This window comes from Treponema sp. J25, from assembly GCF_004343725.1.
Taxonomy (GTDB): Bacteria; Spirochaetota; Spirochaetia; order Treponematales; family Breznakiellaceae; genus J25.
Map to the genome: position 1 here is coordinate 33,618 of NZ_PTQW01000018.1, position 23,946 is coordinate 57,563.

Genomic DNA, 23,946 nt, shown 5'->3' on the forward strand with positions numbered 1-23,946 from the left:
ATCGTGGGGCCCTTAAAGGGACGCCCACGATCTCTTTACTTAGTACTGCAAAGAACAAAGTACCTTTACGTAACACCCTCAACCGTATGTCCTAGAACCAGAAGGCAATATTGAGGGGGATATAATGGCTAATAGCCTGAGCGGCACTTTTTGATTCATAGCGATTGAACTGAGCTTGGTACCCAATCTGGATATAACCATTAGAGAAATTCTTTTTGAGGTACACGTTCGCTCCTGCACCGAGGGCCATGCCAGAGGTTCCGTCGGTAGGTTTGGTTGGGATATAGGCCGCATCGATATTAGTAGAAAAACCCAGATCTCCACTATCACCATCCACATAGCAGCCCACCTGACCAGAAGAATCAGATATATACGTAAAGTTCGCCCGGAATCCCGCCTGAACCTGGGGAATAGGAAGATCGTACAGCGTATCTAGAACCACCCGATCTAACAGAATTTGCTTTGCTACAGTATGGAAATTATTCGCATAAGCAAAACGGTTACCCAGAGCAAGACGGAGCCCCGCCATAGGTCGAAAAGCTCCTGAAAGGTTGATATTATGCTTCATCCCCTGGGTTGAGGTCTTGTACTGGAAATTATACCCTGCCGCAAGATCAAAGCCGGTACCCATAAAATTGGAACTATCCCCACTAAGGTAGGCTTCTCGTACTACATCATCATCGCCTTCCCAGTTACTTGCACTATATTGAAGGCCATGGTAATACCCTGCTTTCAGATTTATCCCGATAGGCAAGGTATACTTCACATTGATCTTAAATTGATCGATAAGGTTCTGCCAGTAGTTGTTTGCAGGCATGCTCCCCCAACCATCATTGGTTCCCCAGGGTTTAATGGGAAGCCCCGCCAGAATAGAAAGCCCCTGAACCATCGGTGGTTTAATCTCGACAGCCGTAAGATACTGTCCTACATCCCGGTCCGCCACGTTGCTCGCATAAATAAAGCCCCAGGCCTGATCATAGGTGATGTATCCAAAGGCCTGCTCTTCGAATTTACCCGTAAGCACATCCAAATAGGGGGTCACGTTGATTCGTACATTTCCCTGATAAAAGGGAACATCGTCCCCATAAATGTCGTACCAGGTGTCAAGATCCGCCGCACCAAGACGAATTCCCAAAACAAAATGAATGTTTTGGGAATCCACAAACATGTTTACTTCGGTGCGTCCACCATACCAGGAACCTTGCCCTGCCCCATATTCAAACTGTTCCCAGCTACCACCCCCACTTTGCCGGGCATAGGTGGTTAACAAATAGTTAGAATAATCGGCATACCCGTGAAACGTGACCTGTTGGGCCTGGGCTACCAAGCCAAGGGCTAGCAGCAGGCTAGCCATAATACCTATTCGTTTATTCATATACATCCTCCATCTTTTGTTTTGTGCTCTCAAGAGCAACCGCCATGTAATGATTTCTTTCTTACGGAAGTGTCCCGTTATAAAGCTGGGTTACCTCGCTTGCCGAAAGGGCCCGATCATAGATGACCACATCGTCGAGAACCACCCCCTGGGCCTGCCAGGTATCCTGACCAAACATGATCGAAACCTGGGCAGCGGTAAAGTTTTCATAGGCGGTGTCATAGGTTCCCACCGCGGTTCCATTGATATAAAGGGTAGCTACCCCACTGGTATCCATCGTCTCAGTGACATGGAACCACTCACCCGTGGTAGGCAGGGTGGCAAAGATATCGCCCCAATTGTCAGCAAGGTCGTTCCGGTTACGGGCATAAAAACTCGTATCACTATTCGCTCCATGGCTCACAAAGCCTTCCCAGGGACCACTACTGGTCTTAAAAATCATGTGGGCCAGGGCGCCCCAACCAGTATTCCAGGTCCCCACCTTGGCCCAATAGAAAATGGTGAAGGTTTTTCCTACTAGATTATCAGGAAGGGTAAGATAAGCGACATTAAGAACGTTTGAAGCATTACTCAGATTCAATGATTTGTTACGATACCCTATTACATAGGAAGTACTCCCTGTAGCAGTGGCTGTATTATTGTTTCATGATTCATCATTAAGGTTCTCTTCAAATTGATACACTGCGACAGCCGTAGAATTGGTAAGATTGAGAGCAGATGTGGTCTCTGGCGCCTCCTGTGTGGTATTTCCACTACTCCTCCCAATCGTGGGCATCCCACAACCAACCATAAACATTCCAATCCCCACCAAGAAAATCGTTCTGGTTAAAACGATTCTGCTAACACCGGGCATATGCCCTCTTGAGCTTTTCTTCATGCTCAACCTCCTTCGCTTAAGGCATTCATTTTCTCAAAGGGGTTGATCATTACTAATTTAGGTATTCATGACAGGCAGCATTCTCTGCGACTCCCCCAAACAGAGAACACCTACCTAACTCTAGCTATTTTTCCTAGCCAACAAGTTTAAATTCAACCGATATTTGTCATGAAAAACCTAAACTAATAACCACAACCCCCTTATTTTTTCTGTATTTTACGGCACATATCGAATATTGTCAAATTTTTTCTAAACATTTATACAAAAATTTATACCATTAGAATCAGGATGAAAGGGATTAATAAAACAAGAAAATTATCAAAAAAATAGTTGCAAAGAAATATTTTATGTACTATTTTATTTATATCTAAACTTTAATCAGGGAGTTGCCAAACCCATGATTCATCTGAAGGACATACGGGAAGGGACCAAAATTTTTAAGGCTTTAGGATCCGCTGTTCGACTGGAGATTCTCTCTCTTCTTTCAGAATACCAGTATCTTAATATGAATGACCTGGCAGAATTGCTTAAAATCTCTAAAGGAGCGCTAACCAGCCACATCCGAATGTTACAGGAAGCGAATCTCATCGATGTAACCACCGCTATGGGGAAAAAAGGGATCCAAAAGATTTGCAGCCTTCCGCATGAATCATTAGTAGTGGACTTAAGTAACGACACCATCCCTGAATCGATGTATGAAATAGAACTAGACGTGGGGCTTTTTTTCGATTTCAAAATCAATCCTATCTGCGGGATTGCTACTATAGAGCATCTTATTGGAAGTTATGATGATCCCCGTTTCTTTGCTCATCCAGATCGGATTAATGCAGGGATATTGTGGTTTGCATCGGGTTATGTGGAATATCGAATTCCTAATTTCCTCAAATCTAATCAGAAACCAGAAGAACTTATTTTGAGTTTTGAAATAAAAGCAGAGGCCCCCAAGGGAAGCGACCGGGCTTCGGATATTCTTTTTTCAATTAATGACATTCCTTTAGGAACGTGGTCTAACCCCGTAGAACCGGTTACTCAAAAAGGGTTGCTCACCCCTACATGGTGGGAACCGACCTGGAGCCAATGTGGATTTATGAAAATCCTTTCCATCCGAGAAAATGGGACATTTATGGATGGGCTTCAACTTTCTAAGACCACTATTCATGATCTTGGGATTACCTCTACAAGCGACATCTGTTTCCGCATCAGTGTTCCCAACAATTCTGAAACCACCGGCGGACTTACTCTTTTTGGGAAAGGTTTCGGGAACTACAATCAGGGGATCAAGGCCAAGTTAAAATGGCACCCCCTCTAATTTCGCAAGCAAACTCCCCCACAGATTTTTATTCAGGAGGATATTTTTATGAAACACCAGCGGGAATGTCGAAAAATATCGACTATTACAATACTTAGTTTAGCAGGAGCGGTAAGCATGTTTTCAGCCTGTGCAGAACTACCCCATCGGATAGACCCGGTTACTCTTAAAAAATCTTCTTTACGTACTGGTGTCTCTGTACACGATCCTTCTATCGTAGCGGCAGATGGGAATTATTACGTTTTCGGCTCTCATATGGCCTCGGCCGTATCCAAGGATCTTATCAGTTGGCAGCCCTTACACTCGGGAGTTACAAAGTACAACAAACTATTCGACAATCTTTTTGATCCAGATTTAAGGGCTTTTAAATATGTAGGACGTAATAGTGAAGGGTCCTATTCGGTATGGGCCCCCGATGTTATTTACAATCCCGTGATGGGCAAATGGATGATGTATTTCTGCACCACATCGACCTATATCAAATCTAATCTTTGCTTTGCCACCGCCGACTCTGTAGAAGGGCCCTATCACTTTCAGGATATTATTCTGTATTCCGGTTTTACACGAACAACCATTAAGGAAACCAATGTGGAAGCGGTTGTAGGCCCAGAAAACACAACTCGATATTTTCATTTTAATAATTACAAAAATACTCTCTGGCCCAACGCTATCGATCCGGCCCTGTTTTACGATGCAGAAGGACGCCTATGGATGACCTATGGATCATGGTCGGGGGGTATTTTCATCTTGGAAATTGATCAAAAAACAGGGTACCCCATTCATCCTAAAGCCAATCCAGCAAAAGGCATTGACCCCTACTTTGGACGGCATTTAGCAGGAGGGTTACACAACTCAGTTGAAGGCCCTTATATCATCTATGACAAAACAAGTGGTTACTACTACCTTTTTGTATCTTATGGGAGCCTCCAGAGTAACGGGGGATACCAGATCCGACTGTTCCGATCTAAAAATCCTGATGGACCGTACACTGATAAAAAAGGAGAAACCCTCGATCAAGGGAAAGCAAACCATACTCCTTACGGAATAAAGCTGATGGGAAACTACAAATTCCCCACCTTTTTACAGGCCTACATGGCACCGGGACACAATTCAGCTTTAATAAATGAAACTGGTGACATTTTCTTAGTTCATCATACCCGTTTCGATGGAGGAAACGAATATCATGAAATCCGGGTTCGTCGCATGTTCCGTACCAGCGACGGGTGGGTTGTAGCAGCCCCCTTTGCGTACAACGGGACAGAAAAACTCGCCACTGGCCATACCATAGATGAGGTTTCAGGCTTTTACTATTTTGTCAACCATGGAACAACCATTAGCTCGGTAATCGAAGAGGGAAAAGAATATTTCCTACAGACAAACGGACGGGTCCGGGACAACACTGGTCGAGACATTGGTAGTTGGACCTACAATCCAACCACCGCAGACATACAGTTAGCATTAACAAACGGCCACTTCGAAGGAGTTCTTATCCAGACCAACGACGAAGCAGGCAACCCAACCCTTTCACTTACCGCTATCTCTGAAAATAATGAAGCCCTTTGGGGCGTTCAGTATTTACAACCATAAAGCGCAGCAAAGAGGAGCATACGAATGAAACACACAGCAATCATCAATTTAGATGCACCGGGCCCCACTATAAACAAACACATCTATGGGCATTTTGCAGAGCATTTAGGCCGTTGCATTTACGGAGGTTTCTACGTCGGCGAAGATAGCCCTATTCCTAATAAAGATGGTATCCGGCTTGATGTGGTAGAGGCCTTCAAAAGGCTAAACATCCCCAATCTCCGCTGGCCAGGAGGTTGCTTTGCCGACGAATATCATTGGATGGACGGGATTGGTCCTAAAAACAAGCGGCCCACCATGATCAATACCCACTGGGGTGGTGTTACAGAAAACAACCATTTTGGAACCCACGAGTTTATGGAACTCTGCGAACTTTTGGGAGCAGAACCATACATTACCGGAAATGTGGGTTCTGGTACGGTTCATGAAATGAGTCAGTGGGTAGAATATCTTAATTTTGATGGCCAGAGCCCCATGACCGAACTACGAAAACAAAATGGTCGGGACAAACCCTGGAATGTCCGTTTTTGGGGAATCGGGAACGAAAACTGGGGGTGTGGTGGTGGCATGACCCCTGAATATTACGCCGACAAGGCTCGAAATTATTCGGTATATTGTCGGAATTACGGGAATAAGCGGCTGTACAAAATTGCAGGGGGGCCTAATGTAGACGACTACCGATGGATGGAAACCCTCATGAAGAAGTTAGTATATTGCCCCTCAGGGCTTCCCGAAGATCGATTCGTCAATGGCATATCCCTTCACTACTATACTTTTGCAGGAAGCTGGGAACAGAAAGGGAAAGCCTTAGAAGCAGACAGCGACAAATGGCTTATATTAATGAAAAATGCCTGGCGCATGGATGAGCTCATTACCCGTCATAGCGCTATTATGGATCAATACGATCCTCGCCGAAAAATAGGTCTTGTGGTAGATGAGTGGGGCACCTGGCACCAGGTAGAAGAGGGTACCAATCCAGGTTTTCTTTATCAACAAAACACTATTCGGGATGCCCTTTCCGCAAGTCTTCATTTAGACATCTTCCATCACCATGCCAATCGGGTGGTGATGGCAAACCTAGCGCAGGCGGTCAACGTACTCCAGGCTCCCATCCTTACCGAGGGAGAAAAAATGGTGCTTACCCCTACGTATCATGTTCTTGAAATGAAAAAGGATCATATGGATGGTACTGCCCTCCCTATCATTTTGAACCCCGAAAATCCTGTGCTAGAATACAACAATACAACCTTCCCAGCCCTTTCAATTTCTGCATCTCGAAAAAATGGAAGATTCTTGCTTTCCCTCACCAATATAGATCCCGAGAAATCATACCCCATAAGCGTCGATCTGCGGGGTGGAGAGGTACAAAAAATGACTGGCAGAATTCTCACAAGCACAAAGCTTAACGGCCACAATAGTTTTGAAAATCCACACGAAGTAGAACCTCAAAATTTTACCGATTTCTCCATTAAAGGCGGTACGCTTCACTGCACTATTCCGGCTCATTCATTTATTACTTTTTCTTTTACAAGCACGGTAAACTAAAAAAATAGGGCTACGCCAGGCATTTCCTGGCGTAGCCCTTTAACATCGCCCAGACCTCAGAATTTTAAAATTTTGAAGTTCATCTCCGAAACATCAAGGTGGCTTGGTCATAGTTCGATGTTTCCTCTCGTACAGCCTTCCTATGGTGCTTCCGTAAGCACCCGAAGCTCCAAAATACCACCGGCATAACTCGTACCACCGGTGGTGGCGAAACGAAGCTCCGCAAAGACAAAGCCATTTTCATCAGCAGGGAGATTTTTAAGAATCTCAGGATCAATCCGATACTTCACATCCACCGGTCCATCGACCCCTTGAGGGTATAATTCTTCGGTGGCTATCACCGTCCCATTGACCGAAATAGTAAATTTCCGTTTAAAAGCTCCTACGGGGCCATCCAGACCATAGTACGCCACTAAGAGTGTATTAGCCCTATCTTTTTTGAATTTCATGCGATACGAGAAGTAGGATCCTAAGCCGCGGGCATCACGCCAGGTCATATCTACTGAAGGAAGATATCCCGAATAGGATTGCTTGCTCTTAAGATCGTGTTCAATTTCCGATTGCTGTTGTCCCGGGTACACCTTGTCGATGGTCTGGGGACCATAGATGTCTTCTCGACTGGGGGCTTTATACTCCTGAGAATCAAAGTAAATGGTATATCGCTCATGATGCAGGGCAAAATAGGGAATCAAAATGAAGCGCTGCCCCTCTGAAAAAGCGCCAGGGAGAGATTCAAATTCAAGACGGGTAGGATCTTTTATTTTTATCCACTGGGATGAATTCTGAGGGTCCCCTAAGAAGGCCCCTATTTTCGTAGGATCTGGATGATACATCAATGAAAGATGATCCGCCACTACATCGGTGGAAGGGAAATTCTCCTTGCCAAGCCGGGCCGCCAATACCAGAGGGCCATACATAAAAGCAATTCGCCGTTCCCTATCCCGGGTTACATAGACATGCAGACCCATATTCCATTCAAGCTGAATTGAAGACCCAGAAGGAAAAGGCCCCGGAATGGTTATGTATCCGTACTCTTCGGTAGTGTAAACTTTGTCGTTATACGAAACTTTAAAAGACTCCCTAGCCCAGGCAGGGCGGCGAATACGAATCTGAGAAATTCCCTGGGAAGAAGAGGTTCCCCCGGAGGAACTAATTTCAATGTGAGCTTTCGTTTCATACGGGAAATTGGTAATTAATTGAAAAACACTTCCTTCGTTTTCATATCGAGAAGGAATAAATAGATTTACATACAGGGTATTTCCTTCTCGCACCCAGATAAAACGATTATAGCGAGCAGGATTTTCCATTCCTGTGCCGGTACAACACCAGAAAGAATTATCTTCTGTACCATATACTTTAAAGTGCCCCGGATCGGTGGACATAAAGTAACATTTTGCCCCCGTTTCAGGTTCCTGTGAAGCCAGAATATGATTATACAAGGCCCGCTCATAAAAATCGGCATAATACGAACTGGGGTTCCATCGAAACAGGTGTTCTGCCAACTTGAGCATATTGTAGGTATTACAGGTTTCGCAGGTATCCCGGGCAAGGCGTTCTTGATCTAGGGGCCCAAAGTGTTCACGTACCGAATTTCCACCAATCACATAGGAACGATGGTCCACCACATTTTTAAAAAAGAACTCCGCAGCCCGACGATATTCTTCTTTTCCTGTAAGTTCATATAAGCGAGCCAAACCGATTACTTTGGGGATCTGGGTATTTGCATGGAGGCCCTGGAGCACATCAATCTCTTTCATAAGGGGATCCATAATACGATGATGGATAAATCGTTCCGCCATAGTAAGATATTTCTTCTCTCCCGTGAGGGCATACAATTCGGCAAAAACCTCACACATGCCCCCATGCTCACATTCGAGCATCCTTTGGAATTGCTGTTCGGTCATAGCGGAAGTTCTGTTGATTGCCCAGTCGGCCATCCGACGCACGATGGATAAGGCAAGGGGATTTCCCGTAGCCACGTACACATCTATGAGTCCCGCATATATCTTATGAATTGAATACCAGGGGACCCAATAGCCAGCGAGACTAAAGGCTTCTACCGAAAAAGTTCCTGTAGCGGCTATATCAAAGGGACGGCTTTCCACCCCTCCAAGATAGCCATCGGATCGTTGCAGACGGGCAAGTTCTTGAAGTACATAGCGAATCCGTTCTTCAATACGGGAGTCCCCTGTGACCTGCCAGAAAGCAGCCAGGGCAGACAAATAATGACCTAAAGAATGACCCGCAATCTGGCGACTTTCCCAACCACCGTAGCGGGCGGCCTTCGCTTCTGAGCCACGACCAAGGGCCTCAGACACTGGCGCCAAGAGTCGATCCGGTTCGAGACGAAGCACGTATTCAAGGCCCACCCTTTGAGATTGACCAAACAGAGAATTTTCTTGAAGCCGTACGATAGCCATCATTTTTCCCATGTCAGAAGGATTCATAGAAGCTCCCTTTTCCAAACTCTTACAGGATAACGATATAAATATGAGCAAAAGAATAAGAATACATCCTAAATACCGAAGTCCCTGCATAAAAAACTCCCCCTTTTTACCCAGAAAGCTCATACTAGGCTTTTTTAGGGATATTCTAAGGGGGAACTCTATTTTTTGTCAACAAAAACAATTACTATTTTAAACTAATCTAAACAAATCCCAAGCCTTTATCTCACTCCACCCCCCAGCCCACCGGGAAGAGGGGTTTTTCGTTCCCTTGAATAAGGGTATCCAGGGGAAGCTGCTCCACCGAACGGGGCCAGGCACAGGGAAGTCGGCCAGTACTGGGAACATGTCCAAGAAGGATATCTACCACACCGGCTCCCTCGGTACCGGGAAGCCAAGCCGCAAGGATGGCATCGCAGGATAGGGACTCCTCATCCAAAACAAGAGGACGACCACTTATAATCACCAGGATAACCTGCTTAAAGCGAGTCCGGGCTTCCCGGAGGGCTTCTTGCTCCCGGGGAGGAAGTTCGGGTCGTGCCGTATCACCCTTTCCTTCTGCATAGGGAAATTCGCCGGCCACCACGATACAAAGTTCACCCCTGTCCGATGCAGTCTTTGCGCCACTTTGAGGGGCATTCTTCGCTCCTGATCCTGAACCGGCGCCACTTCCCGGGGTTTCCTCAAAGTCAGCCCGCGGGTCATAGATGATTTCTACCCCAGGAAGAGCTTCTCGCAGGGCTCCTAGGATGGTAGTGCCGGCGGTGATGTTTCCGGGTTTACCCTGCCAGTCGATGGTCCAGCCGCCACATTGGATACCGATATCGTCGGCGGCCCAGCCGGCCACGAAAAGGCGGCGGGGACCGGTACCGGCTCCTGCTACCCCTCCCTTCTCTGCCCCGCCGGCCTTTTCGGCCCTGGCCCCGGTGGTCCCCGAGCCAGACCCACCTAACGGCAGAATCCCATTGTTTTTAAGGATCACCACACTTTTTGCCACCGCCTCCCGGGCCAGGGCCCGGTGGTCCGCAGAGCGGACCACCGAAGCCGGCTGGGCCGCAAGCACGGCCTCAAGGGGCGCATCAAACAAACCCATCTCAAACTTTACCCGCAAAATCCGGCGAACCGCATCATCAATCCGGCTGAGGGGAACCTTCCTCTTTTGTACTAATTGCTCCAGGGTGTCGATAAAACGGGGAGCATCGTAGGGGACCATCACCATATCGATCCCCGCATTTATTCCCTGTTCCACCGCCCGGGAATAATCCGGATCAATCTGATCAATACCGCCCCAATCGGACACCACAAAACCCGTAAATCCCCAGCTCTTTTTAAGGACATCGGTAATCAATTCCCGATGGGCGTGCATCTTGATGCCATTCAAACTGGAAAAGGATACCATGATGGTCCGTACCCCCGCTTCAACCGCCGCCTTATAGGGGGGAAACAGCACTTCCTCAAGATACGTCCTATCCGCCACCGTATCTCCCTGATCAATCTTATAGGTATCGGTTTTTGAAGTTCCCCAGCGGGTGCCGCCATCACCAATGAAGTGCTTTGCCGTTGTTACCGGCCGCACCGGCAGTAAGGCCGCCGCATCTTTAAAGCCTTCGATGTAAGCCCTTCCGAGGCGGGCTACCAGGGCGCTCGATTCTCCATAGGATTCATAAAAACGGCCCCAGCGGGGGTCCCGGCCAACCGCAATACAGGGGGCAAAATTCCAATACACGCCGGTGGCAGCCATTTCCAGGGCGGTGGCCTTTCCGATACGGCGCACCAGGTCCGCATCTCCCGTAGCACCCAGCCCGATGTTATGGGGAAAAATCGTAGCGTTTTGTAGGTTATTGTGCCCATGAACCGCATCGACTCCGTAGATGATCGGGATCTGGAGGCGGGTTGCGAGGGCCTCTTCCTGATACCGGCGGATCATGTCCTGCCAGCCCTGCACCGTGTTAGGTCGAGGGGCTCCGCCTCCACCACTTAACACACTACCCAGAAAATAACGACTGATATCCCCGGGCCGCAGGCTTCCCCGTTCAATCTGGGTCATCTGACCAATTTTTTCCTGGAGGGTCATGCGAGAAAGGAGATCCTCCACCCGTTTTTCAACAGGAAGTCCCGCATCCTTATAGGGAGCGTTCTGAGGAACCTTACCTTCCGCTGCGTTTTGAGTACGACACCCTATGACTCCTCCTGCGAGCAAAGAAAAGAACAAAGCCCCACCAACAAATCTCAGGATGTTTTTACCAAGAGAGGGTCGGTTTTCTTTCATAAGAAACCTCCTTTTCATCGCATAAAGCACCGTCAGTATACTATCGAAATCGATTTCGCTCAACAAAAGAAGGGTCCCTCCAGAAAATCTTCCTCCTTTTCTGAAAAAAAAGCGGCCCTTATCATTTCATCTTACCTTTTACAAACAAAAATGATAAAAAATAATTAGAAAAAAGGTCCCCAGAAAGGGGAAGTGTCTTCCTTGTTATAAAGCTGAAGCCTGGATGGAAGAAGGCAACCCACGGAGCGTCACCGGGTTGCAAAAAAGGAGGTTAACCATGAAACGAATCGCGTTAAGTGTCCTTGGTGCAGTATTGCTCTGTAATGCCGTAGGAGCGGGAGATTTCTCCTTGAATCTTCTTGCGGCCTATTATCCACCGAACCTAGGGGGCTACCAATCAAGCGGATTTGCCCCCATTAACTACACCTATATAGAAGGGCAGGAGCCCCCATCGGCCCTGAGAAGCCTGGGTTCCACCTGGGGTGGGGCAGAAGCGAAGGCGGTTCTTTCGTATACCCATTCAACACCTTTTTTAGCAGGGCCGGGGCTAATGGCAAACAATGCCGTAACCGGGAAGGGTTCCCTTGAACTTTCACCGGTTTCCATAAATGGCGTGGGACAGTGCTCCCTATCGCCCATCGCCTTTCTGGTCTTTGATGCCGGCGCAGCCCTTGGCACCGGCTGGACTGCCGGCCCCTTCCAGGGACTTGGGCTGAATCCGGCCAGCAATGACCTTTCCCTTCAGCTCACCCCCTTTGGAGGCCTTGTCTGGCGAGTCTGGGGGGCGGGGACGTTCCAGTTTGATGTGGCAGCCCTCTTCCCGGGCGAATGGAATCACCTTGTTTTTGTGGTGACCGCTAAAGTGGAATATAAGGCGTATACTGGCGCCACCGATCATCAGGCATGGCTCTACGAAGCCGATGGGGGAGAAAATTTTAACGGTACCAAATTCTACGGCACCTATATTGTCGGCTACCAGATGCCGCTCCTGGTGAACTTTATAGGTTTTATGGCTGAAAGCGAAGAATGGATCGACGAAGTGCGAAATTACAGTACCATGGCATCAGGCGGATGGGGATCAGACTTTCGATTCTGGCAGCTTAGTTCCTTGATCAATCTTAAGCTTGGAGAAAAGGATAGTCTTCTTCTCCTCTTTCAATTTAAACGAGATCGGGACTATACGGACGCCACCACCAGGAATCGCTCCTTTGAAACCCGGGTATTCGAAGCTCCCTACTGGTATTTTAACCGCATTGCCCTTTCGTATACCCACACTTTCTAGACTGCTAAAAAACGGCCCAAAAGGAAAGATGGGGAGACATTGCTCCCGGCAAGGGGAAACGGGGGGCATCCCCGGCGCCACCAGGGAGAGGACCTAATAAGGCCCGGAGAGCATGCATCAGACCATTAAAGTTTCGTACCGCGGGAGCTACCGGCAAATATCGGAAGTTCCAGCAAGCGGGCCCGGTTATATCGCTGAATGAGAATAAAGGGAACATTGGCCAGGAACGCATAGGCAAACATGATAAGGTTTGCCGGCCAGGGGTTCCAGAAAAGGCAAAGGGGATAGAACAGAAAGGGCAAGAGGTGAGACAGTTCGGCCCGGCAGGTTTCTAAAACAAAACGGGCAAAGTAGTCCCGATCATGCTGGGCCAGGTGGGATTTATCAAAGGGATGAAAAGGGAAGAGGGCCCCCGCCTCTGGCAAGCGATCCTTCCATGTATGAATTCGGAATAACCGACGATACAGCGAACCACGGCGTTCCCATCGGTGGAACCGTCATCCACAACGATGATTTCCCGGGGCCGCAGCGTCTGTTTCTTTAGGGACTGCAAAAGGCCAGGAAGCCGCCGTTCTTCGTTACGGGCGGGGATAATCACCGAAAAAAGTGGCACCGAAAGAGAAGGAATTGGCCTGGCATCCTCACCGGTATCACCGGGCTTAGAATCAGGGGGATCCAAAGAAAGCAGGGAGAGGGGGGCCGTATAAAAACGGCGCAGTCGCAGAAGCCCAAGGGATGCAAGACATATAAAGATACAGAACTGTATCAGGTCCCCCATGATACCTACTATACTGACTTGGGGACACAAAGAAAAGGGCGCGATCCCTTTTTATTTACCCCCCCCGATTCAGAGCCGTTAGAGGCCTTGGTTTCAGCAAGCCTCAGAAAAACGCGCAGGTCCCGCTGGGTAACGATCCTGCGGGCGCTTTCGATAAATTCATCCATGTGAGCAAACCCCTCGGATTTAAGGAGTGCCGCCTGAATCCCCATCTCTAGCCGGTCTAGTTGACGAATAAAACGAGCCTCGGGGCTGGTACCGGCTTCAAATTCTTCCCAGAGAGCAAGGAATCGCTCTGCCTGCGGCAAACCCGCCACGACCCTGACAAAGGCTTCCCGCTCCCGCCGGTATTTTTCTTCTTTAGAAATGCCATCGGCGGGGGTAATATCCCCCGCATACACTTCTCCCAGTTCATGAATCAGGGCCATTTCCACACAGCGATGGGCATCGAGGCCGGCAAAATCCTCGGTTTTACCGAGGTGGTCCGCCAGAAGTAACGCCAGCAGGGCCGTACCGAAGCTATGGTCCGCCACCGATTCGGCCCGGAGTTCCGGCACCCCGCGCTTAAGCCAGCCCTGCCGATACAGGCCCTTCAGGTCCATCATCCGAACAAAGGCCCGCAGAACCGTTTCGGCCACAGGAAGATCAGCTGGTGACATCCGATCTTCCTGGATCGGTTGTTTTGATTTAAATAGCCGTCCTTCACTATCCTTAAACTTGCGTTTCATACGACAAAATCCTTCGATCCCAGCGATCCACCGCGATGGCAAGTACTGCCCAAAGAAGGCATATCCCAGCGGTAGCTAGCCATAAAGACCTATAACTTCTTTCCGCAATGATCCATCCGCCTATCAACGGTCCAATGACCCATCCCCCCGAATAACATACTCCTACAAAAGATTGAAACGAAGCCCGCCAGTTGGCCGGAGAATGTCGGGCAAGAAAAACCCCTGTATTCGTGGCTGCGATAATTTCACCTATCGTCCATATCACGGTAGATAAGGCAAATCCCCAGAACGAAAGTGGGAAGGATAACATCCCAAAACCAACCACATAAAAAAGACCTGAAAGAAATAGGCATCGCATTGGAGTCCAGAAACGTAAAAGACGCGCAATCGGGATAGAAAATAAAATAACCATTATCGCATTAAGAGACATAAGGTATCCCATAGTTCGTGGTCCCTCATTCCCCATGAGACGAGATACCGTCATAGGCAAGCCAAACCCCGTTTGCGAATAGGTAAGATTAGAAAGAAAGGCAATCCCTGAAAAAGCCATAAGTATAGGCCTAGACACAAAGGCCAGAAAAGCTCTCCGATCATCGTGATGTTCCAATGATGAGGCCACATGACATTCCTGTGGTATTTGAACTCCAGTAGCAATGAGCAATACTGAAAACACGGTAGTAAGAGCATCGCCCCTAAAAAGCCAGGGAAGAGAACGCTCAAAAAGTACCGCCGCCACAAGAGGTCCCAGGGCAACACCCACATTAATAGACCAGTATTGGAGACCAAAGACCTCTTTGCGTTTATCCGTAGGAGCTAGATCAGTAAGAACAGCACTAATAAGCGGTCGGGCGCCACCTCGAAAAAGGCTCCCTAATATAATAAGCGAGGGAACCCATGAGGCATGAACCATAAAACTCAAAACCAGATTGATGCCAGCATCCAGGCCCTGAAACAGAATAAGACTCTCTTTTCTACCAAGTCGGTCAGCCACCCATCCCGAAAGTACTGAACCAATCACAGAAGCGGTAAACACAAGGGAAATGATAAAACCGGTACGAGCCGTGTTATAACCTAAAATACGGGATAAATAAAGCGCCAAAAAAGAACCCACAAAATCACCAAATCGGTTTATCATCGTAGCAAAAAACATAGACCACAAAGAAGTTCCAAACCCCCGATAGGGGATAAGAAGTTTTTTGATAATTTGTAACGATTTATCTGTATAAGCTTTGTACATAATAAAAAGACTATACCCTAAAAAAGAGGACTAACAAAATAGCCTACGCCTCTTTTCCCTAGATTCTGAGAAAAGAAAAGATTGTAATTTTTTGAAGAATACCTAAGGTCGCCAGGACAATATCATTTCTACACTTCCAGCTTTCTTAGTTTCCGTTCCCCAAAGGGGATATAGAACGCCAGGAGGCCCCCAACAAGGAAAAGCGGCACGACCACCATGGCCAGTGTTAGCTGTACCCATGTCTGAGCCCAGAAAATGGTAAGCACTGCGGCACCAATCAATACTAGAATCTCCATGAGAATCATGACCACCGCGTTCATGTTTTGCTTCATGGCCGCCACGGGACTTTCCCAATTGAGCCGGGGGGCTAGGGTATCGATATACAGGCCTATCACATTAAACAGCGCTGAAAACGTTAAGGAAGAAGCCAGCACAAACGCCCCCAGGGGAAGCTCAAGTTGAAATAAAAAAAGGCCAAGGAATACCGCTATCAGGGAACCTGCAAGACCAAAAAGAAGACCATGCAGCAACTTTGCCATAAGATACAGGGAGGAAGAAACCGGTAGGGTTTTCATATAGCTTATATGCTTGGCATCCCGAGAAAGGGCAGTGCAGGTAATGCTGGTGGCCGACCCAAGGAAGGCCCCCACCAGACTGCTCGCGAGAACCTGGTAAAGGGGAGTAAGGGATGTCCGGATGGCTTCCCGTAGTTCGTTCAACGAACCCTGATTTCCCAGAGAAACCACCAGGCTTATCCCAATTAAAAGGGGAATCAGGATAATGATGAAGGGGCCGTTCAAAAAATAGACCGGTTCCCGGTTCATGCTTCGCAGCTCCCGCAGAAGAAGGGCCACCAGTTTTCTCTGGGGGCCGGTCTTCGTCTTAAGAAAAGCCGCTGTTTGGGTTCGGCTCATTCGCTTGAGGTGCTGTTCGGAGAACAGACGGATTACCTTCGTATGGAGCGGCGCCAGGACAAAGAAAACTCCGTAGGCGGCGAGGGAAACTAGCCCCACAATCCCCAGTAACGCCAGGGTATACCACGGATGGGCCGCTTTAAAAAGCGCCACCAGGATGAATTGGAGGGGCGGCAGTGCATCAAGAAGCCGTACAAAGGTCTCGTTGGGACCCTGGAGCAGGGCCATCAATTCTTCGGGAGTAGCGGATGAGTAAAGGAAACGGTTTATCGAAAAATTAAAGAAGAAAATTATCCCCATCATGGCTAAACCGACAAGTACCAGTATCCGGTCCCGGTTACGGAAAAACTTGCTCGTTAAAAGAAGGGGAATACTGATGCAGTAGCCGAGGGCGCTCACCCATATCGTTGTCATAAGGACCACGAGCAAGGCGTTTATAAAAAAGAGCCAGGGCATCTTCTCCGCAATCCCATACAGCACAAAACCACCACCCATGGCAAAAAGAGCAAAAGAAAAATGGGGGATCGCGAGGGATGCGGCCTTACCCACCAACAGGTGAACCGGTCGCACCGGCAGGGTCGCCAGATAGGTCTCCATCTCGTTCGTATACACCGTAGAAAAGCCAGAGATAAAACTTATGAAGGCGACCACAAGGCCACCATACAAAAGAGCATAGACGAGCACCAGCCGGGCAAGACCGATAGGGGCCAGAATTTGATATAACGAAGAATACACCTCCCAGGACATATACCCAAAGGCACCAAATATATACCCAAAAAGGATGATGGTACCCCCCAGTTTCAACAGGCTTTTTGCAGATATCTTGCCGTGAGGATCTCGCAACGTCGGAAGCGCATAAAAGGTGGTAAAATAAAACCGGATGATGGAGCCTATGGCTTTCATACTCTGGAGCCTCCGCTTTCATCGCCACTTTCCACTAGTTCCAGGAACAGGGACTCCAGGGAACCATCCTTTCCCCGAAGATCCTTAAGCTCATCCAGGGTACCGGTAAATACAATCGTCCCTTTATTGATGATGGCAAGGCGGTCACAGAGTTTTTCGGCCACTTCCATCACATGGGTTGAGAAAAAGACACATTTTCCTGCCCGGGCCCGCTCCCGCATAAGTTCCTTCAGGTTAAAGGCTGCCTGGGGATCAAGTCCAACCAGGGGTTCATCGAGGATCCAGTTGGACGGATCCGAAAGGAGGCTGGCGCATACCATGAGTTTTTGCTTCATTCCCCGGGAGTAGCTGCCGATCTGACCGGCAAGCACATCGGCTATTTCGAAACGTCTGGTATAGACTTCGATCCGTTCCCGCCGGGTTTCCCGGTCTATTTTGTACAGGTCCGCAATAAAATTAAGGAATTCGATACCCTTCAGCCGGCTAAAGAGTTCCGGGTTATCCGGTACATAGCCGATGCGGGCCTTTGCTTCCAGGGCCCGGGAGGGAAGTTCCAGCCCATCCACGGAAATAAGCCCCTCATCAGCCTCAAGGGCTCCGGTAATCAACTTGATAGTGGTGGTCTTTCCGGCTCCGTTGGGGCCAAGAAATCCGAAAATACACCCATCAGGGATGGTTAGATCGATAGAATCCAGGGCCTTTGTTTTATTCTTGCTGTAGGTTTTGCTTACGTCTTGTAGGGTAATCATCCCATCCTCCCTTCTTATTGCAGAATAGTTATCTCTACCCGTCGGTTCTTAGCTTTGCCGGCCTCAGTGCTGTTATCCGCCAGGGGTCGTGTGCTCCCCCATCCCTTGTATATAAACCGCTCCGCCGGAATACCCCGGGCGGTCAGTTCATCCACGATTTTTTTAGCCCGCCGAACCGAAAGCTCCTGCTCTGCCGCAGGGCGTCCCACGGCGGCGGTGTGACCTTCCACCAGGATAAGCGGTTGGTTGGGGGAAGAACCCAGGACAGACTTTATGGCCCGGGCAATCAAATCCAGTCGCCCCCGCTCGCTGCTCAGAATTTCGTCTGAATCGGCCACAAAACGGATATCCCGGACGGTGAGCTTTACTCCCTCGGGGACCGCCGCCACCTCTATGTTTTGGGCGGGGAGGTCCACCGTAGCCGGCCTATCCGAAGAAGCCCCCGGGCTGCCACGCCCTTCATCAAGCTGAAAGGCCCCATCCACCGTGACCCCATCGCTTCCTGATCGCAGGGCTATGCCCTCGGGGACTTCCCCTTTCTCTCCTCCAGAAGGTTCAGCCTTACCCACAGGGGACGCCACCCCACCGGATGCCGGGGGGCTTCTCTTATCATCAGCCCCTATTCCCCCGGCCCCTGGTGCCCCGGTCCCCCCGCTAGAGGTCCCTCCACTAGCCACGGCGCCAGTTGAATCGGCGCCAGAGGAACTCCGCCGGTCAGCAAGATCACTTCCCCCACCGCCGGAAGCCCCACCCGCCGCGGCACCCGTCGAATCGGCACCACCAGCCTTGCCTCCCCCTCCGGGGAGCCCTTCGGGGGCGCCCAATTGCCGAGCCACCTGGGCAAGGACCGCCGAACGGTCAAAGGGCAAGAAGCTTTCGCTGAACGTCAGGGTAAACCCCTTGTAACGCACCGAAGAACCATCGGGCCACAGAAAGGTTTCATCCAGGGTATCCCGCATCAGAACAAGCCGACCATCGGCAACCCGAATCAATATATCTACCACATGGGTACCACTTGCTTCGATAAAGGGGCCTGAAGCCTCCTGGCCTACCCCAGGTTGATTCGTTTGGGAACTCCCGCTTCCCATCGTTTTTTGATCCGTTTTGCTTCCCCTGCTTGTGGCCGTCTTGTAGCGGGTAGCATACTGAGCCTGTATCCGATAGACCTGTTCTCCCTTATAGGGCTCCTCGCCCAGGAAACGGTATTCCGCCAGGATAGGAAGTTTTACCTGATTACCATCGTTACGGGGATCTACGATGCGTTCCCCCGCAGCAATCCAGATATCCCCCGGGCGAAGGGCTTTCTCAGGGAAAACAGGGAAATTGCGCAACAGCGGGTATCCCCGATCATCCACCAGTCGTATTGAGCCTGTTTTTGAGAGGATAAATTCAACCGGAATGATATCATCCAGCGGCCGGGCCACTTTTTGCAGGTCCCGCAGGGTTTCCTCAAACACGTAGACCGTGCCGCGGTATCGCACCCCCTCGCGTTCCTGAAAGGGATCCAGGCGGTAACGGGTTTCCCGATATACATGCCCTGTATATTTGCCATTATCGTAGCGGGCCCAGTTAGACCGCTCAACCAGCGTATAGGGGCCGGGGAAGCTCTGAACAAGAACAACCCCGGAGGCGGACGATGGCATAGGTAGGGAATTAGAAGAAGAAGGGGCTCCCTGGTTCTGGGAAAACAGATAAACGGGAAAGACAGAATAGACAATGATTGTCCCCAACCAGCACAGGGGACTTTTCCGTTTTTGCATGGATTCAGTATCTGACATAGTCCCTTATTATGCAAGTATGATATAAAAAACACCTCAGTCTATGGTCCTTCGGCACATCTAAAATCTAAAAAGGGGCCCCCTTTCCATAATTTCATAATTTTCCATACTTTTCTTCTCGCCCCCTGACATTTTCATTGTTTTCATATACATTTCCCCTATGGAATTATTCCGTTGTCCCTGGTGCCTGTCGGATCCGCTGTACATGGCCTATCACGATACCGAGTGGGGAACTCCCCTCTGGGACGATGGGGCCCTTTTTGCCCTTCTGGTACTGGAGGGAGCCCAAGCAGGGCTCTCATGGCTTACCATCCTTAAGCGGCGCCAGGGCTACCTTGATGCGATGGATCGCCTCGATCCCCTCCGGCTTGCCCGGTATACCGAAAAAGACATAGATCGGCTCTGTCAGGATCCCCGGATCATTCGAAACCGGCGGAAAATAGTGTCGGCTATTTCCAATGCCCGGGCCTTTCTTAACCTTCAAGAGAAAAAAGGAAGTTTTGCCCAGTGGCTGTGGGGTTTTGTAGACGGGAAGCCCCTGGTAAACTCGTGGAATGATATAAAACAGATACCGCCTAGCACCCCCCTTTCTGAACGGATTTCCCGGGAACTTCAAAAAGAGGGTTTTTCCTTTGTGGGCCCCACCATTGTATACGCGTATATGCAATCGGCGGGCCAGGTAAACGATCATTTAGTACGGTGTTTTCGGCACAAAGAGTTAACGGGGAAACAGTAAAAGTCCTGTAAAAAGGCCCAATCGACAGAAATCTTTCTTGCTTGAATTGCACCAATATCGGCCCTGGTGTATACTACCTCTACACCGTAGGCTCGATGTAAGAATACCGCCGGAGGTGATTTCCCGGTTCCCTTTGTATGGTATTGGAAGGCAAGGGTAGATAGGGGAACCAAACCGGTAATGCGATATCCGGGAGGGTTGTGATGTACAAACGGGATATTCTGCCTTCTCGTCCCAGTCCGGTAGAAGAAGGGAATCCTATTTTTGGGACCTGGACCAAGGCCTTTGACGATGTGAACCTGCTGAGCATTAAACACCCCTTCTCTACCCATCTTCCTAAGTTTATAAAAAAATATCGAATAAAAGAGTGGCAAAGCTTCCAGATTCAAAATGATACCTACTATCTCACGGTAGTGGTAAGCAATGTGCGCTATTTCCGGATTGCCCAGGTTTTTGTATGGAATAAGGAGAGCAAAGAAAAACTGCTTTTCCGTAAGGTCCTGCCCTTCGGAGCATGGAAATTACCCCGGAGTCTGTCTAATGCGGCCTTTACCAGCCGGAGTTACGGATTCTACATTCGAATTCATAACTGGCTCGATGCGGATCTTATCGAACTTGACCTTGACGTAGAGCCCACCAAAAAACGGCCGTCCTTCACGGCCCACCTGGAACTGGATTTTGCGCGACAGAAAACCACCCCTATGGTAACCCACCTTCCCTTTTCAGAACGACGATCCATGTATTCGTTCAAAGCCATGACCAGTGTACGGGGGGACCTCGTGTTTGGGGGACAGCATCTCTCATTTAGCCCCGAACGCACCGCAGGGCTATTCTTTGATTACAAGGGCTTTTTCCCCTATCGAATGCGACACCTGTGGTGCAATGGTTTTTCCTACCATGAAGATAAACAGCTTTTTGGATTTAGTATTGCCGAAGGCCAGACCCGGGACACCTTTCGATATAACGAAAATGCCCTCTGGTTCAAAGGGGAACTTACCCCTTTGCCACCCGTAAAAATCACCATGCCCGAGGGCCCCGAATCGGACTGGGTGATTCAGGACCTGGAAGGCATGGTAGATCTTACCTTTACTCCCCAGGAAACGATCCGCTTCGGCTTCAATTATTTTGTCGCCCATAGTGAATACATCGCTCCCTTTGGGGTATATAATGGGATGTTAGTAACCAGAGATGGGATACAGATCCCCGTCCGTAACCTCTGGGGAACGGGCGAAAAATTGTACTTACGGGTGTAAGATTTATGGCAAAACGCCCACCGGCAATTTATGAACCAGGAGAATTAGATCGGATTCGTCAGAAATTAGGGCCCCTTGACCCTGAGGAGGCCCGCCAATTAGCCCAAAAATTGGGCGGGGAAGTAGGGGTAGAAAAAACCTACATTCCTCAACGAGAACATCCCCATCGCAAGGGTAGAGAAGAAACGGTCTCCGTTTCGGTGAAGGGAAGTGCTCCACGCCATAGGGTAGAAGTAATCGAACAAGAAGACGAAACGAAGGGGTGGCGAAAAAGTAAAAAAAACCCATCGTCGGCCAGCGAGGATGATCCTACCAAAACCTTCCATCTCTCGTATCGAGAACGGGTAAAAATGGATCGCTGGGCCAGCGATGTCACCTTTGAAATAAAAAGCCCCATCCAGGTACTGTTTTCCATCCTGTCGGTCTTTAAAGATCCGCCGGATCTCGTATACCATCGATTTGTCACCGAGCGGATGAATGAGTATTACAGCAAACTAGAGGCCCTCGTTACCGCCGTCCGGAGCCTTTTACCCCGAAACAATGTACACCGGAACGAAGCATTTAGGCTCCGCTATCCCTTTGCGTACCAGGTTATGGACACCCTCCGCTACTGGAATATTGAACTTATAACCAGCGAACTAGGTCGTCTCCAGGCCCATCCCCGGACGGTACAGGTTTCGGATTTCTCAGATATCCTCAAGGCCTTTTACCGGCCAATCATCCTTCTGGAACAATTAGATATAGAACATCACGTTAAACCCCTTTTTAAGATCCTCTATACCTTTTTGTATCAGGAAAATCCCCAGGAGGCTCAGCAAAAACACCAGGCCATGGTTCGCAAAGCCCTCGTCAATTATCCCCTGGTAATGAAAAATATCCGGTATCTCTTGTATCCCCTCCTGATGAAACTGCTTTCCGATCGATGGTTTGATTACGAAGACTTCTTTAAGTGGCGAAAAAACAGGATCTATCACTTCTTGCAGATTAAAGAAAGCGATCGGCTGTCTCCACCCGAACCAGAAGATATGGGCCCCCGGGAACCAAAAGAAAAAGAAGCGGAATCCAGCCCCGCTCCAGAAAAAGAAGAAGACATCCCTCCCCTTATCCAGGAACCTGTCGAAACGCTTCAGAGTACCGAGTCTTCCCAGGGAACCGGTGAACAGCCTTCCCCCCAAGAGACAACAGGAGGTACAGCAGAACATGGGGCGGCTCCTGTTGCGGCGGTTTTATCCCGGGCCGTGCAAAAAGGGCTGGATACCTTAGGGCACCTTTTCCCGGGGATTCCCTGGCAGCGTCTCGGCGAATACCCCGATCTGTATCCGTACTTTTCGCGGGTCTTTGATTTTCGCCGGGGCTATGAACTTATTCATCCCCGGGACCCTATGCTCCACATTGCGGTGCTCATGCATATTTTGGAAGAACTCTTTTATGGGCTACGCTATGTTCGTTTCGGTATTATCAACACCGAACACACCGACCCCGCCCGCATCGATGATACGATCAGTCGCATTATCACCAATTGGCACGAATACATCGAACGAATCCTGGAAAAAGATTACCTCCATCGCCTGGATGAATATAATGAGGCCCTTACTACCGCCAGCGACAGCCGATCTTCCAGCTTTACCAAACGGCTCCTTTTGGAGATTAACTGGATTAAACGTCTGTATTTTTTGCCTTACCACACTTTTGATTCCTTCGGGCCCCCACCCTTTAATCGAAATGAAATTACGCCTATCTACTCAGACGTCCATAGCCTTAAAAAAATCCTTACCCTGGTGGCGGCGGATATCGAGGAGGCTATAAAAAAGGGAGGAGCCGAAAGACAGGTAACCTGTTCTACCCTGGATAATCCCTGGGAACCCTACGTGTTTCAGATCCCCAATCCCCTTTCGGTCCGGCTTGATGCTCTTTTAGGGGGAAAGAAATCCAGGAAAAAAACCAATGCGGCCCTTATCTTTTTCACTATTGCGGTGGTAACGGTCCTGGATCATATCATGAATAACCAGCAAAGTTGGGCCTACTCTGAAAAAGCGGCGGGGCCCCTCCGTTCCACGGAAGAAGAATTTTCCGAGGGCCTATCCGCCCTGGCAAGTCCCGATCCGGAGGCGCTTTTTAAGGAATCCTTAAAGAACCGCGAGAGTCCGGCTGAGTAAGGAGGACTCTGGGTTCTACCTTCCCT

The 23,946-nt window shown here is 49.2% G+C and carries 19 protein-coding genes; 7 read left to right on the forward strand and 12 right to left on the reverse strand.

The window, feature by feature from the left end; translation table 11 throughout:
• Positions 1 to 91: 91 nt before the first annotated feature.
• The 3 genes from C5O22_RS06800 to C5O22_RS13665 all read right to left on the reverse strand — a co-directional run bounded on the left by C5O22_RS06800 (position 92) and on the right by C5O22_RS13665 (position 2,252).
• On the reverse strand, positions 92 to 1,375 hold the full coding sequence (locus C5O22_RS06800; protein WP_132780460.1) for a hypothetical protein: 1,284 nt from the start codon (positions 1,373 to 1,375) through the stop codon (positions 92 to 94).
• Positions 1,376 to 1,436: 61 nt separating this feature from the next.
• The gene (locus tag C5O22_RS06805; protein ID WP_243692894.1) at positions 1,437 to 1,955 is read right to left on the reverse strand and encodes a LamG domain-containing protein; all 519 of its coding nucleotides are present in this window, start codon (positions 1,953 to 1,955) and stop codon (positions 1,437 to 1,439) included.
• 63 nt (positions 1,956 to 2,018) lie between these two features.
• Positions 2,019 to 2,252, reverse strand: coding sequence for a hypothetical protein (locus C5O22_RS13665; protein ID WP_243692895.1), 234 nt, complete (start codon positions 2,250 to 2,252; stop codon positions 2,019 to 2,021).
• Between the two features lie 397 nt (positions 2,253 to 2,649).
• Here C5O22_RS13665 and C5O22_RS06810 point away from each other — a divergent pair, with 397 nt between their 5' ends.
• Genes C5O22_RS06810 through C5O22_RS06820 form a run of 3 tightly spaced genes read left to right on the forward strand, consistent with a single transcriptional unit; the run spans position 2,650 to position 6,693 of the window.
• The gene (locus tag C5O22_RS06810) at positions 2,650 to 3,561 is read left to right on the forward strand and encodes an ArsR/SmtB family transcription factor (protein WP_132780461.1); all 912 of its coding nucleotides are present in this window, start codon (positions 2,650 to 2,652) and stop codon (positions 3,559 to 3,561) included.
• Positions 3,562 to 3,609: 48 nt separating this feature from the next.
• Positions 3,610 to 5,148, forward strand: coding sequence for a glycoside hydrolase family 43 protein (locus C5O22_RS06815; protein WP_132780462.1), 1,539 nt, complete (start codon positions 3,610 to 3,612; stop codon positions 5,146 to 5,148).
• Between the two features lie 24 nt (positions 5,149 to 5,172).
• A complete protein-coding gene (locus C5O22_RS06820; protein WP_132780463.1) occupies positions 5,173 to 6,693 on the forward strand; it encodes an alpha-N-arabinofuranosidase in 1,521 nt (506 codons plus the stop codon).
• Positions 6,694 to 6,833: 140 nt separating this feature from the next.
• Here C5O22_RS06820 and C5O22_RS06825 read toward each other — a convergent pair whose 3' ends face one another.
• Positions 6,834 to 9,230: a glycoside hydrolase family 127 protein gene (locus tag C5O22_RS06825; RefSeq protein ID WP_165910442.1), complete on the reverse strand. Its 2,397-nt coding sequence runs from the start codon at positions 9,228 to 9,230 to the stop codon at positions 6,834 to 6,836.
• A 133-nt stretch (positions 9,231 to 9,363) separates the two neighbouring features.
• Entirely contained in the window at positions 9,364 to 11,406 is a 2,043-nt protein-coding gene (locus C5O22_RS06830) for a glycoside hydrolase family 3 protein (protein ID WP_165910443.1), read from the reverse strand.
• Between the two features lie 277 nt (positions 11,407 to 11,683).
• Here C5O22_RS06830 and C5O22_RS06835 point away from each other — a divergent pair, with 277 nt between their 5' ends.
• Positions 11,684 to 12,688, forward strand: a complete 1,005-nt coding sequence (locus C5O22_RS06835) for a hypothetical protein (protein WP_132780466.1) — start codon at positions 11,684 to 11,686, stop codon at positions 12,686 to 12,688.
• 125 nt (positions 12,689 to 12,813) lie between these two features.
• On the opposite strand, the gene C5O22_RS13805 is transcribed toward C5O22_RS06835, so the two are convergent.
• From C5O22_RS13805 to C5O22_RS13740, 7 genes are all read right to left on the reverse strand, one after another.
• Positions 12,814 to 13,134: a glycosyl-4,4'-diaponeurosporenoate acyltransferase CrtO family protein gene (locus C5O22_RS13805; protein ID WP_486389492.1), complete on the reverse strand. Its 321-nt coding sequence runs from the start codon at positions 13,132 to 13,134 to the stop codon at positions 12,814 to 12,816.
• A complete protein-coding gene (locus tag C5O22_RS06845; protein ID WP_132780468.1) occupies positions 13,020 to 13,466 on the reverse strand; it encodes a glycosyltransferase family 2 protein in 447 nt (148 codons plus the stop codon). Before C5O22_RS06845 ends, C5O22_RS13805 begins: the two co-directional genes overlap by 115 nt.
• An 8-nt stretch (positions 13,467 to 13,474) precedes the next feature.
• Positions 13,475 to 14,194 (reverse strand): HD domain-containing protein, encoded by a 720-nt coding sequence (locus tag C5O22_RS06850; RefSeq protein WP_132780469.1) that lies wholly within the window; start codon positions 14,192 to 14,194, stop codon positions 13,475 to 13,477.
• Positions 14,178 to 15,431, reverse strand: a complete 1,254-nt coding sequence (locus C5O22_RS06855) for an MFS transporter (protein ID WP_132780470.1) — start codon at positions 15,429 to 15,431, stop codon at positions 14,178 to 14,180. Before C5O22_RS06855 ends, C5O22_RS06850 begins: the two co-directional genes overlap by 17 nt.
• 128 nt (positions 15,432 to 15,559) lie before the next feature.
• Positions 15,560 to 17,248, reverse strand: coding sequence for a hypothetical protein (locus tag C5O22_RS06860; RefSeq protein WP_132780471.1), 1,689 nt, complete (start codon positions 17,246 to 17,248; stop codon positions 15,560 to 15,562).
• Complete coding sequence (locus tag C5O22_RS06865; RefSeq protein WP_132780472.1) at positions 17,245 to 17,997, reverse strand: ABC transporter ATP-binding protein; 753 nt, start codon at positions 17,995 to 17,997, stop codon at positions 17,245 to 17,247. The genes C5O22_RS06860 and C5O22_RS06865 overlap by 4 nt, the downstream gene beginning before the upstream one ends.
• A 14-nt stretch (positions 17,998 to 18,011) precedes the next feature.
• Entirely contained in the window at positions 18,012 to 19,775 is a 1,764-nt protein-coding gene (locus tag C5O22_RS13740; RefSeq protein WP_279432191.1) for an OmpA family protein, read from the reverse strand.
• A gap of 160 nt (positions 19,776 to 19,935) precedes the next feature.
• Between C5O22_RS13740 and C5O22_RS06875 the strand changes: the two genes are divergently transcribed.
• The 3 genes from C5O22_RS06875 (at position 19,936) to C5O22_RS06885 (ending at position 23,920) form a co-directional block, all read left to right on the forward strand.
• The gene (locus C5O22_RS06875; RefSeq protein ID WP_132780473.1) at positions 19,936 to 20,511 is read left to right on the forward strand and encodes a DNA-3-methyladenine glycosylase I; all 576 of its coding nucleotides are present in this window, start codon (positions 19,936 to 19,938) and stop codon (positions 20,509 to 20,511) included.
• A 203-nt stretch (positions 20,512 to 20,714) separates the two neighbouring features.
• Complete coding sequence (locus tag C5O22_RS06880; protein WP_132780474.1) at positions 20,715 to 21,764, forward strand: DUF2804 domain-containing protein; 1,050 nt, start codon at positions 20,715 to 20,717, stop codon at positions 21,762 to 21,764.
• Positions 21,765 to 21,769: 5 nt separating this feature from the next.
• Positions 21,770 to 23,920 carry a hypothetical protein gene (locus C5O22_RS06885; RefSeq protein WP_132780475.1) on the forward strand — a complete coding sequence of 717 codons (2,151 nt, stop codon included), beginning with the start codon at positions 21,770 to 21,772 and terminating at the stop codon, positions 23,918 to 23,920.
• Positions 23,921 to 23,946 lie beyond the last annotated feature (26 nt).